This is a genomic window from Solibacillus sp. FSL R5-0449 (genome assembly GCF_037975215.1).
Taxonomy (GTDB): Bacteria; Bacillota; Bacilli; order Bacillales_A; family Planococcaceae; genus Solibacillus.
On the sequence record NZ_CP150239.1, the window covers coordinates 1,700,015 to 1,713,901 of the forward strand.

The 13,887-nt window shown below is 38.6% G+C and carries 13 protein-coding genes; 4 read left to right on the forward strand and 9 right to left on the reverse strand.

Annotated features, from left to right (window positions below):
• Positions 1-112 precede the first annotated feature (112 nt).
• Positions 113-1,054, reverse strand: a complete 942-nt coding sequence (locus MKY27_RS08295; protein ID WP_339199396.1) for a tyrosine recombinase XerC — start codon at positions 1,052-1,054, stop codon at positions 113-115.
• A gap of 278 nt (positions 1,055-1,332) precedes the next feature.
• Here MKY27_RS08295 and MKY27_RS08300 point away from each other — a divergent pair, with 278 nt between their 5' ends.
• The gene (locus tag MKY27_RS08300) at positions 1,333-2,754 is read left to right on the forward strand and encodes a sugar phosphate isomerase (RefSeq protein WP_339199399.1); all 1,422 of its coding nucleotides are present in this window, start codon (positions 1,333-1,335) and stop codon (positions 2,752-2,754) included.
• A 52-nt stretch (positions 2,755-2,806) separates the two neighbouring features.
• Here the strand turns inward: MKY27_RS08300 and MKY27_RS08305 are convergent, their stop codons facing one another.
• Both MKY27_RS08305 and MKY27_RS08310 read right to left on the reverse strand, forming a co-directional pair.
• A complete protein-coding gene (locus tag MKY27_RS08305; RefSeq protein WP_339199402.1) occupies positions 2,807-3,211 on the reverse strand; it encodes a hypothetical protein in 405 nt (134 codons plus the stop codon).
• A gap of 39 nt (positions 3,212-3,250) precedes the next feature.
• A complete protein-coding gene (locus MKY27_RS08310; protein ID WP_339199405.1) occupies positions 3,251-4,120 on the reverse strand; it encodes a tyrosine-type recombinase/integrase in 870 nt (289 codons plus the stop codon).
• 172 nt (positions 4,121-4,292) lie between these two features.
• Here MKY27_RS08310 and MKY27_RS08315 point away from each other — a divergent pair, with 172 nt between their 5' ends.
• Positions 4,293-5,096, forward strand: coding sequence for an enoyl-CoA hydratase-related protein (locus MKY27_RS08315; RefSeq protein ID WP_339176463.1), 804 nt, complete (start codon positions 4,293-4,295; stop codon positions 5,094-5,096).
• 195 nt (positions 5,097-5,291) lie between these two features.
• On the opposite strand, the gene MKY27_RS08320 is transcribed toward MKY27_RS08315, so the two are convergent.
• Together MKY27_RS08320 and MKY27_RS08325 are read right to left on the reverse strand one after the other, a co-directional pair.
• The gene (locus MKY27_RS08320) at positions 5,292-6,656 is read right to left on the reverse strand and encodes an FAD-linked oxidase C-terminal domain-containing protein (RefSeq protein WP_339199408.1); all 1,365 of its coding nucleotides are present in this window, start codon (positions 6,654-6,656) and stop codon (positions 5,292-5,294) included.
• Between the two features lie 159 nt (positions 6,657-6,815).
• The gene (locus tag MKY27_RS08325) at positions 6,816-7,616 is read right to left on the reverse strand and encodes a hypothetical protein (protein WP_339199411.1); all 801 of its coding nucleotides are present in this window, start codon (positions 7,614-7,616) and stop codon (positions 6,816-6,818) included.
• Between the two features lie 182 nt (positions 7,617-7,798).
• On the opposite strand from MKY27_RS08325, the gene MKY27_RS08330 reads away from it, so the two are divergent.
• Positions 7,799-8,962, forward strand: coding sequence for an aminotransferase class I/II-fold pyridoxal phosphate-dependent enzyme (locus tag MKY27_RS08330; protein WP_339199414.1), 1,164 nt, complete (start codon positions 7,799-7,801; stop codon positions 8,960-8,962).
• Positions 8,963-9,006: 44 nt separating this feature from the next.
• On the opposite strand, the gene MKY27_RS08335 is transcribed toward MKY27_RS08330, so the two are convergent.
• The 3 genes from MKY27_RS08335 to MKY27_RS08345 all read right to left on the reverse strand — a co-directional run bounded on the left by MKY27_RS08335 (position 9,007) and on the right by MKY27_RS08345 (position 11,743).
• On the reverse strand, positions 9,007-9,393 hold the full coding sequence (locus MKY27_RS08335; protein ID WP_339176468.1) for a sporulation protein: 387 nt from the start codon (positions 9,391-9,393) through the stop codon (positions 9,007-9,009).
• 106 nt (positions 9,394-9,499) lie between these two features.
• Entirely contained in the window at positions 9,500-10,711 is a 1,212-nt protein-coding gene (locus tag MKY27_RS08340; protein ID WP_339199416.1) for an AI-2E family transporter, read from the reverse strand.
• Between the two features lie 93 nt (positions 10,712-10,804).
• On the reverse strand, positions 10,805-11,743 hold the full coding sequence (locus tag MKY27_RS08345) for an LCP family protein (protein ID WP_339199419.1): 939 nt from the start codon (positions 11,741-11,743) through the stop codon (positions 10,805-10,807).
• A gap of 272 nt (positions 11,744-12,015) precedes the next feature.
• Between MKY27_RS08345 and msrA the strand changes: the two genes are divergently transcribed.
• Positions 12,016-12,537, forward strand: a complete 522-nt coding sequence (gene msrA / locus MKY27_RS08350) for a peptide-methionine (S)-S-oxide reductase MsrA (RefSeq protein WP_339199422.1) — start codon at positions 12,016-12,018, stop codon at positions 12,535-12,537.
• A gap of 76 nt (positions 12,538-12,613) precedes the next feature.
• Here msrA and MKY27_RS08355 read toward each other — a convergent pair whose 3' ends face one another.
• A complete protein-coding gene (locus tag MKY27_RS08355; RefSeq protein WP_339199424.1) occupies positions 12,614-13,861 on the reverse strand; it encodes a helix-turn-helix domain-containing protein in 1,248 nt (415 codons plus the stop codon).
• Between the last annotated feature and the right edge of the window lie 26 nt (positions 13,862-13,887).

Below are 13,887 nucleotides of genomic sequence, written 5' to 3' on the forward strand. Positions count from 1 at the left end.
CCCATTTTCTCTTGGTTAGAAAATGGGTGTTTTATTGATTATAGCACGGGGGTGCCGCTCGTCTTCCTTGTTATAAGGCTCGTATATTTATTTAGTTTACATAATATAATTATCATAAATTATTGAATGGATTGTTTTTCAGTACTTCCTGAATTTGTTCATCCTCGATATGCGTGTAGATTTGTGTTGTCGCAACACTGGAGTGGCCAAGAATATGCTGTAATGTTCGAATGTCCGCTCCGGATTTATACATCATGGTCGCGGAAGTATGTCGCAGTTTATGCGGCGTCAGTTTTTCTTTCGGGGACGGGCTGTTGGTATTGATCACTTTCACAATCCGCGCAATCGACTGTCTCGCAAAACGTGTCCCTTTTTGAGAGGTAAACAGCGGTTCTTTCCCTTCCCCTTTATATGCATGCCGCTCCTCTAAATACTTTTCCAATGCGTTCATACATGCATCATTTAAATACACATGACGTTCTTTATTCCCTTTCCCGATTACCGTCAGCATCCGGCCATTAATGGAATCGGTATTCAGTGAACATAATTCGGAAACCCGAATACCGAGATTCAGGAAAAAGACCATCATGCATTCATCACGTGCACTGTACGATTGTGTTTGGATAGCACCAATGAAATCTTTTGCCTCATTATAGTTTAAATAAATTGGCTGGCGTCGCCCAATTTTTGGGGTTTCCAAATGTTCGGCCGGATTTTCATCGATGAGACGGCGCTTTCCTTTTAAGTATTTGAAAAAGGCTTTTAATGTGGCTACTTTCCGCGCACGGGCTGCTGAGGAATTGCCGCGCTGCACTTCGCAATATTCCATAAATAAATACAAGTCTTCCAGAGACACTTCTTTAATCTGGTCGATTGTAAATTCGGAAATGTCAATTGTATGTAAACGGTCCAACGAAATATCTTCTTCGATCGCTTTTAGAAAACGCATAAACAGAATAAGGTCATATTCGTATTCTTTTCGGGTTCTTTGGGACTTTCCGGTAATTGTTGTTAAGTAAATCAAAAAATCACGTAAAAATTTCGGCAGCTTCATTTTCGGCCATTCCCCCCTCTATTTAGCTCTTATTATAGCATAAAAAATGTTCCCAAATTTATATTTGGGAACATTATTGCTAATTTAGTAGTTTCAAGCGGTTTTTCGACAATAAAAAGGAACATCTGTTCTTATATCGTAAATTCGCTCTCAGACGAAGTGAAATGTCGATTCGTGGATGATGACCCATGTCGAATCGTCTGAGAGCGATTTTTGTCGAAGCCCTTTTTGGTTAAATTTATCGAATTTTGGGAATAGATGTTTCAGGAGGTGAAAGGATGAATTCCCTTAAAAGTCACTATGTTTTTTATTATCCTTTCAATTATCGACAGTATGATTTTGGAAAATTACAGCATGAATTAAAGCGCAACAAATTTTATCATTTTACAATCGATGAAGAGGAATTTAATGAAACACTTTATGGACCCGATATTCAAGTTTCCCCCCAATTGCTAACACAATTCTTTTATCCTTTTATGGAAGAGAAATTATTGAATAACGATATTTCCGTACGAAACTTCAACCGCTACTCGAAAAAAATCCATTGCGAAGGAAAAATGAAGACGGCATTCGATGAAGTTCCCTTTACATTATTGAGTGCGGATATCAATCTGTGTCCATTCGGTATTGGGATTTTAGCATTGAGAATACAATTGGCAGATGATGTGGACATGAATGCCGCGTTATCATTCGGTCATTATTTTAGAGTGTTGCGGCCAAAAATTGAGGAAGAACTAGGCGCGGAAATTTATTACGACAATTTTATCTTTCATAATACCGATGAGCTATTATTAAAAAAAATTGCCCCGTTTTTAGAGAAGTATTTTATTGATTATTCATCTATTCACAAAAACATTAGCAAAATCCCGTTTTTCGAAGATGAGCGTATGTACGTCAATGCATTCTTTCATATGGGAGAAGACGCGGAAATTGATGAGGAATTATTATTTCGGGCAGGACAATTAAATGGACGTGATAGTAATGGGGATCCGTATATTTCAAGTACAAATGAAGAATATATAAAACGTTTCGTCGAGGAACATTGCTACGAAAGATGGGCGCCACAATTTCATATTATTACAACATTGCAAGGTCAAATTCACCTATCAACGATGGATGACAAAAGTATGTATAAATCCTTAAACAGCTTTCATTCTGTCTCTTATTACATATTTCTCATTCATTATTTCTATAAACTGATGCTGCTGAAACTTGTCTTTGAACATAGTGAACTGAAGTTTTCCAGGGATAAGGATATTGTAAAGGAATTAATTGAACAGATTACGAAGTTTGCATCGAGATATTATTTTTCGGAAGTATCGGCACGTACAGAAGGAAAAGAAATTTCACATTATCTCCGGAAAGTCTTCCGGATCGACGGACTTTACCGAGAGACGAAGGAAACACTTGAAGAACTGTACCGGATTCAGGAAGACCGTTCAACAGACCGGTTAAATAAACTGATCTTTATTTTAACGATATTCAGTATGATTTCCGGTATATACGGAATGAATCTAGTGATTGAAATGCTGGCAGAGCCATTTAAATTATCCGAAATTTTTAGTTTTACTTTCTTTGAATGGACCGCACTTATACTGATGGTTATTGGCTTAATGACGCTGGCACTGCTTATTTTAAATCAGGTTTACAAATTTTCGACAAGCTACTATGGAAAAATAAATAGACGAAGACAACGCTAAAAGGGATATGGGAGATGTCAATGGCACAATCCCATATCCCCTTTTACTTTTACTAGACAAATAGAGTGATCTGTTCCCCGCTACGCTCGACTTTCCAGTTTGAAGAAAGCATCGCGCGAATTTGCTGTTCAATGACCGGATCGACATGTAGTGATTGCAGACCGTTCCCTTCAGGCAAGAGTTCATACTGATCATCGGATATTTGAAAACGCATGCGCAGCAGGTTTCTCAAACCATTGATCGTTACAAACTTCACCTTATAGTTTCCTGCAAAAGCCTGTTCCATCTCTTCAGCCTGTTCATTCCATAAAATTTTCAAACTCTCTGTATCAATATCATACGTTTCTTTTAATCGATGAAGATCATCATTTTCAATATATTGTTTTATTTGGTCAAATGTATACGGATGGGTTTTCAGTAGTTCAATCGTATACGCTTCCATCATTGATATTGCCATTCGTTTTCCCTCTCAATCTTTCATCAATCCAATTATTTACTAGCCGTTTTTCGGGAAACGTTGCTCCCGTTCAAGCAATACGCCTTTTCTTGCATAGCCGAACTGCTCGTACAATACTTTCGGATCCTCTTGTTTTGTTAATAGCTTTTGTATTGCATGGTAGCGCATATTAGTAGCGGTCACTTTAAATTGAAGCTGTTCGGACATCGCCTTAAAAATGCGCTCGATCGTTTTGACGGTGACCGGCTCCCCCATTTTATTGCCGACGCCGAGCCAAACATAAGGTGACTGCTCCGTCAGCGGCATGAATTCAATTGTGTGGCGTTTATAGTCTTCGAGCAGTTCAAGCAGTTTTTTAGAACACTGCAAAACACGGTAACTTTTTGAAGCCAGTACGATCACTTCACGTTTTTCAGGATTAATATGCTTCCATTCCATCCGTACAAGCTCTGCTGGCTTAATGCCAAGCTCCGCAACAGTAAATACAATGACCGTATTGCGTAATGCGAGCCATTCATGTTCCTCATTCAAGGCAATCTCATACTGCTTCGGCCAATAAGCTAATGCTCGATTGAATTGTTTTTCCTTCAGTACGTTCAGTTCCGTCTCCTCTTTAGTCAACGGGGCGATGATTTCTTCGTTATATACGGAAATGACACCGCGCAGCTGCAAGAAAGTAAGAAAATGGCGAATGGATGCGAATTTGCGGTTGACTGAATTGAACGAAGGATACTTTTCCTGAATCGTTTTTGCATAAAGTTGCAGGGCTTCATTTATTTGATTCTCATGCTCAATAATCTCCGCGAATTGCTTTGCATCCAATGTATATTGTTTCGTCGTATGAAAAGATTTATTTAAGGACTTTAAGTAAGCAGTAAATGCCTTAACATACGGTTGGATTTTTTCCACATTTTTCGCCCCTTTCTTTTTATTGTATCATGCCAAGTGGTAAGATTTACATGGATTTGATACAGTAAATTGCTGAATATTCGTTAAATTTACTTGAACCAACCGGAATGCATGTTATTGTATATTTTTTCGTCTATAATGACTATGTATACATAGTTAAGGGGGACCATAAATGCAAGTACGTACGACTAGACTTGAAGCGGAAGAAGCGAAAATCATTTATCAGGAAACTGCGGGGCTCGCCATCATTACAATCCACCGCCCACAACTTAAAAATGCATTGACGGCGAATATGTGGGACCAGCTTGCCAAAATTGCACTGCGCACATTGGAAAATCCAAAAAACAAGGTGCTGTTATTGCGTGGTTCGGGCGAGAACTTTACAGCAGGCTCAGATATTAAAGAATTTAATTCGATTTCGCTGGAAAAAGCGGAAGAAGCTTTCGTGCATATGGAAAGAACGATTTCGACAATTGAAAACTTGCCGATTCCGGTAATTGGTGTCATTAATGGACCGGCAATGGGCGCTGGACTGGAGCTTGCCCTTGCCTGTGATATTCGTATCGGCTCGGACAAAGCTAAAATGGGGATTCCGGTCGGTAAGCTCGGTATTACATTGAATAATAAATTTGCCAAACGTTTAGTCGATTTGGTCGGCCCATCTGCAACAAAAGATTTTGTATTCACTGGACGCATGTATAAAGCAGAAGAAGCGTTTAAAGCCGGAATGCTCAATTATTTAGTTGCAGAGAAAGATTTGAACCGTTTTGCCATCCGTATGGGGAAACTTGTTGCCGGCATGTCTCCGGACTCCTTATTAGCAGTCAAACGTTCGGTTAAAGAATGTGTGGATTCAGCCCCTGCTTTATGGGAAGGTTCAACACCGTTTGTTTCTGAAAGAGACTTTTCTGAAGGTGTCCGTGCATTTGTTGAAAAACGCCAGCCGGTTTTCACAAGACAGCTTCCAAATCAATAAAAAAACTGCCTCCGATAAGCGGGGGCAGTTTTTTTATAAGTGCAGCAAATTGACAGTCCATCCATTCGAGCAGATTATACAATGTCGTTTACTGATTTTAAGGCGACGCTTGTCAATTGCTGTTGAATTTCCTGGTGACTCATTTTCGTCCGTCTCAAAAGCGCATTTCGACAAAACGCTCTATTTCAACAAACCTTAATCAATAAAAATTTTGCCGGGGTTTAGAATATTGTTCGGATCAAATGCCCGTTTAATTTCTTTCATCCACATATAGGCAAGTCCGTGTTCTTGCTGTTGGTATTTCTTCTTACCATAACCTACACCATGTTCCCCCGTGCATGTACCCCCAAGTGACAATGCATATTCTACGACATGTTCATTCAGTTCTTTTGCTCTTGCAATCTCTTCTTTGCTGTCCATATCCACCATCAGCAAGATATGATAATTCCCGTCGCCTACATGACCGACAATCCCCGCGTCGATCTGCATGCTTTCAATTTTTTCACGGGAATTTTGAATCGCATCCGGCAATGAATTAATCGGAACGACAACATCTGTAGACATCAGTTTTTTCCCTGGCGCGGAATGAATATATGTATACGCCATATTATGACGAAGTTCCCACAAATGATTGCGTGCTCGTTCATCCTGCTCGAATGCCAGCTCGATACAGCCATTGTCGTTTAATAATTCGGTTGCAAAAACTACATCTGACTGCAAGCCTGCTTCATTACCGTGGAATTCCAAAAATAGTGTTGGCGTTTCAGGGAAATTTGTTCCCGAAGCACTGTTTACCTTTTCAATACTTTGTTTATCAACAAGTTCCATTCGGGCTATTGGTATACCGGCCTGCTTTAATGAGACAACAGCATCGACCGCCTGCTGAACTGTTTCAAATGTCGCGCGACCGGCCACAATTCTTTCCGGGATTCCGAAAACGCGTAATGTCAATTCAGTAATGACCCCGAGTGTCCCCTCGGAACCGACCATTAAACCATTCAAATGATAGCCTGAGGAAGATTTTGCGGCCAATCCCCCTGTATGAATTACATCCCCATTTGCCAACACCACTTCTAGATCACGCACTTGGTCACGCATAATGCCGTAGCGAACGGAAGTTGTTCCACTCGCATTTGTCGCTGCCATTCCACCTAATGTCGCATCGGCACCCGGATCGACTGAAAAGAATAAGCCGTACTTTTTTAATTCTTTATTCAGCTGGCTGCGCGTTACACCTGGTTGAACCTTTACAAGAAAATCCTCAGACCGTACTTCCAATACGGCATTCATAAGCGATAAGTCCAGAGAGATTCCCCCTTGATACGGGATGACATGTCCTTCCAAACTTGTCCCAAGACCAAATGGGACTACTGGAATACGCTGTTCATTTGCTAATGTTAAAATTTCGCTAACTTCCTGTGCCGTTTTCGGGTAGACAACAACATCCGGTAAATGCGGTTCATGATACGATTCATCTTTTCCGTGTTGTGTACGTAACACTTCATTTGTTGTCACTTGTTCATGTGATAAAATTTCCTTTAACTGTTCAATATAATTCACTGCTTCTCCCCCTTGCTATTTTCAATGGCCTGTTGCTTGTCCAAGCACTTAATAAATAGAATATACTAAATCATCTAAAAATAGAAACTACTTATTTATTATATGATATTTCCTATATAAAAAAGCTGACATATTTACGCCAGCTTCTGTTATAGCTATTCATTTAATTCCTTTTATGTGAACATGAATCGTTTCGGGTTCAATACCGAAATGCAGGAAAAATTCCTGTGAAATTTCCTTTTGAAGTTCATATAGAAATTCCGGAACTACATAGGCAACTGGTGACTTTAAGAACAGTGCAATTGTCATTTGGGGTACGCTGTCTGTTTGCATATTGGCTATTTCGAATTTTGTCAGTTTGTCCTGCTTTTCAAGGACATGTTCCAATACATCGGTAAATACAGTACGGGAAATATAGACACTATTTTGATGAAAATCCGGCTGTACAATCGTTGTTTCTCCGAGCTTCACTTGTGAAGATGAGAAAATTTCCTTCCCCCGCTGGATAAGACGTTTGAAAAAGTTTTGTTCTACTTGGCGGTATGGAACTGGCATGACATGTTTTCCCTGAATTTCCCGCACATACTTGGCGATGCGAATTTCTTTTTCCGTACGGATATTATGGACATAATGAAATTCATCGATTTCTCCAAGCTGTAAACGGGCTGCAATCTTTTTTGTCATCTTGTCGGAGGTACCGATCAATAAAATGGAATTTACATTATGAGTGTGAATTGCCTCCAGTACTTCCGCTTTATGTAAGTCATCGTCCAAAATGGCGCGGCGCACTGCTTTTAAGGTATTTTTCTCAAATTTAGCCGATGTTCCTGCCGCTTTTTCTCCGTTTACAATTAATATCCCGTCATCCATGATGGCCTCAATGTTATTGTCATGCGCAAATTGCAAAGCACTTGTACTCTTTCCTGTACCGCTTGGCCCGCTCAACGAATAGATTTTCATCCTACACCTCTTAATAATTTATTTTTCTATGAATAATATTTTCCGGTACTTTTTATTGCTCTTCCACTACGGTTTCGTGCTTTATGTTGTGAATTAATTCTCTTTTCTGATTTCATCCCCATTATACGTGATGTGTATGATAAAATGGTGCTTACAATTGAAAGTTTTAAGGAGTGTTAAGATTGAATATCCAACCGTCTAAAAAAATGTCATTGTTTGTGCCGGCAATATTTGGTGACTTAAAAAAGCATGCCAAATTGCAAGAGCAACAAGGAACGGAACTGATCGATTTAAGTCTTGGGAGCCCTGATATCGCTCCGGCAGAGAATTTGCGGCAAAAAATGTCCGAGCTTACCGCACTCTCTTCTTCTTACGGCTACACTTTAACGGGTATTCAAACATTCAATGAAGCGGTATGTCGTTATTATAAACGAGTCAACAAGGTTGAGTTAGATCCGGAAACTGAAGTTGTACAAACAATTGGCTCACAGGAAGGGTTAGTCCATCTGCCGGTAGCATTCTGTGATCCAGGTGACATCGTACTGACTACAAACCCGGCATATGTTGCGTATGATGCAGGAATTCACTTGGCTGGTGCAACGCCTTATTATATGCCATTGACAAAGGAAAATCAGTATTTGCCGGATCTGTCAGCTATTCCAGAAGAAATTCGCCAAAAAGCTAAATTACTCATTTTAAATTTGCCGGGTAACCCGGTACCGGCCATGCCATCCATTGCGTATTTTGAAGAAGTTGTGGCATTCGCGAAAAAGTATAATATTATCGTTCTGCATGATGCGGCCTATTCTGAGTTCTACTTTAAAGGAGATGCTCCGATCAGCTTCCTTGCGACACCTGGTGCAAAAGAAGTCGGTCTGGAAATTAACTCGTTATCGAAAAGTTTCAGTTTGGCTGGGACTCGTATTGCCTACATAGTTGGAAATGCACAATTGGTCGGTATTATGAAACAGCTGAAGTCAAATTTGGATTTCGGTATTTTCGAACCGATTCAGCAAGTAGCTGCATTAGCATTGGATAATGCAGAAGAAGTTACAAATGTACTGAGAGAAACGTTTTCTGTCCGTCATAAAACGCTTATGGAAGGCTTAACATCAATCGGCTGGCAAGTTGCACCGAGCGATGGCGGGATGTTCGTCTGGGCAAAATATCCGTATGATATTAAATGTATCGATTTTGCTTATAAAGCAATCGAACAGGCAGGTGTTGTCATGGTACCAGGCACGGTATTTGGCACAGCTGGTGAAGGCTATATGCGTCTTGCACTCGTACAACCTGTGGAAAAGCTTCAAGAAGCTGTTAAACGACTATCATCAATCAAATTCTAAAGGAAAGGCGCTGCTGAATGTAATTATCAGCAGCGCCTTTTTGTTTATTCAATGGCGCTATACGTAATAACACCTTGTTCTTCGATTGCCACTCCATCCAAAAATACAACAGTTGTCTGTAAGATGAGCTCCTCATCTTTCCCGCATACCCAGCGCTCGTCCGGAATGATCTCAAACGGAATGATTTCCCCATCTTTTGAACGGATCCCGCCAACTAGCTGAAACGAGTGTTTTCCAAGTATCGAAAATTCGCCGTCCAATTCTTCACAAAGTACTTTTAATGAAATGTAATCGATTTGATGCTCTTCTGTATGTGCTGTCACATAAACAGAACCATTTAATATGTCACCTTCTACAAGTTCTGTCTTTTCGATAACGGTTTCAACTTTTACGCCATTTTCTTCTACTGATGTTAGCCATTTGCTTAACATGTATTCTCCTCCAGTTAAATATGTAATTGATGATCGATTTTAAAAAAGGGAGCATGTTAAAAGTTTTTCTTTTAACATACCCCATCTTTACAATTTCCTGTTTTTCTTATTTCAATTCTTCATACAGATTCGTCTCGTCTGATTGGAAACGATTGTAGCGTTGTTTAAAGAGTCGATACGTATGTGAAATGAGAACTTTAATTAAAGCATAACCAGGAATACCTAGCACGACACCTGGAACTCCAAATAAAGAGCCAGCTGTTAATAATACAAAAATAATCGTAATAGGATGGATACTTAATGATTTACCCATAATCTGCGGGGAAATAAACTTCCCTTCAATTAATTGTACAATTGTCCATACAATTGCTAACTTTACTAACAGCCAAGGTGAATTCACAATCGCAATAATTGCGGCAGGTGTTGCTGCAATGGCTGGTCCCAAATATGGAACAACACTTGTAATCATCGCCAGGAAGCCAAGCAATAGAGCATAAGGCATTCCGATAATTAAAAAGCCGATTGTCATCATAACACCAATACAAAACGATACTAAAATCTGGCCTTGTATGTAGGAGCTGATTTGCTTGTCCATATCATGCAGCACTTCTCCGATTTGCTTACGCATGCGTGGCGGGAATAGGAATAAAATGAAGCGCGGCATTTTATCGCCTTCGTATAATAAGTAAAATGTAATAAACGGTACAATGACAAGCGATAAAATGATACCTGTAACGGTTGATAGGAAACCTGTTATTCCACTAGCCACACCAGTAGCTAAACTGCCTAAAGTTACCTTGACCGTCGTTATAAAGCTGTCTGTAAAATCCGTTAAGATCTGATTGTAGTCAAAGTTGATTTTTTCAAAATACTCGCTGAAATGAGAGTTATTTAAAAATGCCAATAAATCATTCGCGAGTGCCATTAAAACTACAGGGAATTCTTGTACTAAGTTTGTAAACTGATCACGTAAAAACGGGAAAACAAGTAAGACCAGTAAAGTGATCAATGCGATTACTACTATATACAAAATCAGAATCGCCAATGCGCGCGGCACTTTCCATCTTACTAGAAGCTTCAATGGAGGGCGTAATAAGTAAAACAAGATGACTCCTAAAACCCCGGGTAATATGATGACTTCGAATAATACATGTAACGGTTCGAATATAAAAGAAATTTTATCGTATACGAATACCGTACAGCCAACTAATAAGATGATCACTAATAAGAATAATAAATTTTTACCACCTAAAAATCGAATAAATTTAGAAGAGAAAAATTTAGACGTTTCCTGGGGTAATGAATTTACTTTATTCATTTCATTCTTTCTCTGCAAAAGACCACCTCAATATTTCAACAATATTTAATTTATAACTTATTTTATCATGAAAAACCTTCATACATATAATGCTTACTCGTTTAAATTTAAAAAATCATGCAAAATTTGAGAATTTTTCTCCACATCTATTTCCAGTACTTCCCCTGCATGTCGGTACTTATTAATTTTATACGTTCCTTCAGCTGGAATTGTCATTTTTTCAACATTGATTTCCCCGCCTGATACTGCTTTTAATGCAGTTGTCAGTTGGTCTTTGCTCGTTAAGTCTGTTGTGATATATCCTTGTGTCGCACCGATAAATTTAGGGATGTTTGCAATATTTTTTGGTGAAAACAACTGATCTTTTAATGCTTCAATAACCTTCTGCTGACGCGCTACACGTCCGAAGTCTCCTTCAGCATCGCTACGGAAACGGGCATAGCCGAGCAGTTCTTTACCATTCAGGTTTTGAAGGCCTTTTTTAATTTCCACATAGATTAAACCGCCCATGTCTTTTTCAACATCCATTTCAATACCGTTTGGAGCCAAAATATCGATCAATGTTTCAAAGCTTTTAAAATCAATCATGGCATAATGGTGGATCGGGATATCAAACATATTATTTAACGTTTCCTGAAGTAACGGTACCCCACCTAAATAATAGGCCGTATTCAGTTTATAGGATTGATAACCAGGTATTTCCGCATAAATATCACGCATAAAGGAAACGAGCTTCATATCATTCGTTTTTCGGTTCCATGAAAGCACCATCATCGTATCGGAACGCGATTTTTCCTCGCCTCGAGTATCAACACCTAAAATTAAATAATTTTCTATAGTCGGATGATTATCATCTGGTTCAAAGTCTTCTACTACAATTTTATTGTCACTTGCCATTTCCTTCCCTTTATTAAACTGGACATATCCATATCCAATTACACTTAAAAGCAAAAGAAAAATGACTACGAATATTCCCCGGCCTTTACGCATTTTTTTCTTTTGATAGCGGGTTTGACGTGTCTGTTCTTCCATTCCTACAACTTCCTTTCTATTTCTGTGAAGTTTAGACGATTTACATTAAATTTAGTTGCAAATTACTTATAGTATACCATTTTATGCACATTTTCTTCCTAACTAATGATATGTCCGCATATCTTTTTTCTTTATTTTTATTACGAAGCTTACTATTATATGCTATTAAAAGTTTAATAAATTGAATGTCATTCTTATCCATGTTAGAATACATCATATTTACTTTATTGAAGTAAAGTGTTGGTTTACTGGTTTATAAGGAGTGATATGAAATGGAAAAGGCAACATTTGCAGGTGGTTGTTTTTGGTGTATGGTCAAACCTTTCGATCAATGGGAAGGCATCGAAAAAGTAACAAGCGGTTATACAGGCGGCCATGTGGAAAACCCTACATATGAAGATGTAAAACGTGGAGACTCTGGTCATGTGGAAGCAGTGGAAATTGAATTTAACCCAGAGATTTTCAGCTATGAAAAGCTATTGGATATATATTGGATGCAAATTGATCCAACAGATGCTGGTGGTCAGTTCCACGATCGCGGCGAATCTTATAAGACCGTGATTTTTACGCATAACGAAGAACAATATGCGGCTGCATTGCAGTCGAAGAAAAACCTGGCGGAAAGCGGCCGATTCAAAAAGCCGATAGTAACTGAAATTAAACCGGCAGAAACTTTTTGGCCAGCAGAAGATTATCATCAGGATTATTATAAAAAAGAAGAAGCACATTATAAGGAAGACCGTGACAAATCCGGTCGTGATGAGTTTATTGACACCCACTGGAAAGAAAGTTAATCTTTCTGCATAAAAGGAACGTACCATTCGATATTTCGAGCGGTACGTTCCTTTTTTCGTAAAATTATGAACTAGACTAAATGAAGATTTCATTGAAAGCTTTGTAAATGAATTTTTTATAAATCGTCTCGGGAAAGTCTTCTACGCCATTTTTTGCGAAGATGATATCACGCTTTGCGGCAACTGCATCTTTCTCATAATACGAAGCTAATGCCCTTACAGCAAAGAACTGATAATATTTAGCTAAATCAATGGGATGGTGTAAATAGTCAGGAATGGTTAAAGCAGCACCGATTTGGAGTGCTTTCGAGTAGTTTTGTAATTTAAATTCCGCATACATTTCTTCACCGACGAAGATTGGGTTTTTAAACAAAAATAAATAATCTTGCAGTTTTGTTTTGTAATGTTCGATTTCCGGTACGATTTGGGCATATTTCTTTTCAACAATGTTCATATAGTGCAGTTTACTGTATAAATACCTGACCGAAATTGCCGGATCATCAGCAAACTCAGATAAAAGCATTAATTTTTCTATGTACTCTTTACTTTTGTTAATATTCTCATTCGCAATGGATTGAATAAACAACAAATGATAAAAGCGGTCCATCCGATAAAATATTTGCTTCTTTTTTGCCATTTCCAATGCCTTTTGTAAATAATGATCCGACATTTTAACATCATCAGCTGCCGAGTAGGAAATCGTTAAATTGTAATACAGATCAAGGATGACCATCGGATCCATCATCAATTCATATGGTTCAATCCGTTTTTCCCCTTGCTTTAATATAGCTAGTGTTTCACTGTAATTGCGCTGATCGATTGCAGCCTGGCATAAATAAAAATAACAGCGAAGCATTCGGCTATACGCATGGATTTCCTCATATTGATCGATAAACTTCCAATATTCGTCGAGGGATTTAGCTTTATTGATCGTACGATTCATTAAGAAATAAACTTCTCTTAAGCGAATTTGTTCATAGTTTGTGCCTTGTATTTCCGGTAAATAAGGTTCGATTTTTTCGATTATTTTAATCGTAAGTGATTGGAGTTCTTCAGGGTCGCGGATGAGCTTTCTACGCTCTACATCTTCTTCGATTGCTGTATACAAGTTTCTGAGCATTGTCAGTGTACCGTCATCGAGTAGATAATCGACATCGACATTTAATCTTTTAGCAATAAAACGTAGACTTTCCATTGAAGGCTGAGCTTTACCATTCTCGATTAAACTTAGCATACCTTTCGTTAAACGTTCCCCTACTAACTCGGTCTGAGTTAATTTTTTCTGTTTTCTCAGCTTTTTTATGCGTTCTCCTAGTATATTCAATATTTCACCTACACTTCTTAACTGAA

Coding starts and splice junctions, on each gene's coding strand:
- MKY27_RS08345 (WP_339199419.1), bottom strand. CDS start 11,743: ATGGAAGAACAGACACGTCAAACCCGCTATCAAAAGAAAAAAATGCGT.
- MKY27_RS08315 (WP_339176463.1), top strand. CDS start 4,293: ATGCAAGTACGTACGACTAGACTTGAAGCGGAAGAAGCGAAAATCATT.
- MKY27_RS08295 (WP_339199396.1), bottom strand. CDS start 1,054: ATGAAGCTGCCGAAATTTTTACGTGATTTTTTGATTTACTTAACAACA.
- MKY27_RS08335 (WP_339176468.1), bottom strand. CDS start 9,393: ATGTTAAGCAAATGGCTAACATCAGTAGAAGAAAATGGCGTAAAAGTT.
- MKY27_RS08305 (WP_339199402.1), bottom strand. CDS start 3,211: ATGGCAATATCAATGATGGAAGCGTATACGATTGAACTACTGAAAACC.
- MKY27_RS08325 (WP_339199411.1), bottom strand. CDS start 7,616: ATGAAAATCTATTCGTTGAGCGGGCCAAGCGGTACAGGAAAGAGTACA.
- MKY27_RS08300 (WP_339199399.1), top strand. CDS start 1,333: ATGAATTCCCTTAAAAGTCACTATGTTTTTTATTATCCTTTCAATTAT.
- MKY27_RS08340 (WP_339199416.1), bottom strand. CDS start 10,711: ATGAATAAAGTAAATTCATTACCCCAGGAAACGTCTAAATTTTTCTCT.
- msrA (WP_339199422.1), top strand. CDS start 12,016: ATGGAAAAGGCAACATTTGCAGGTGGTTGTTTTTGGTGTATGGTCAAA.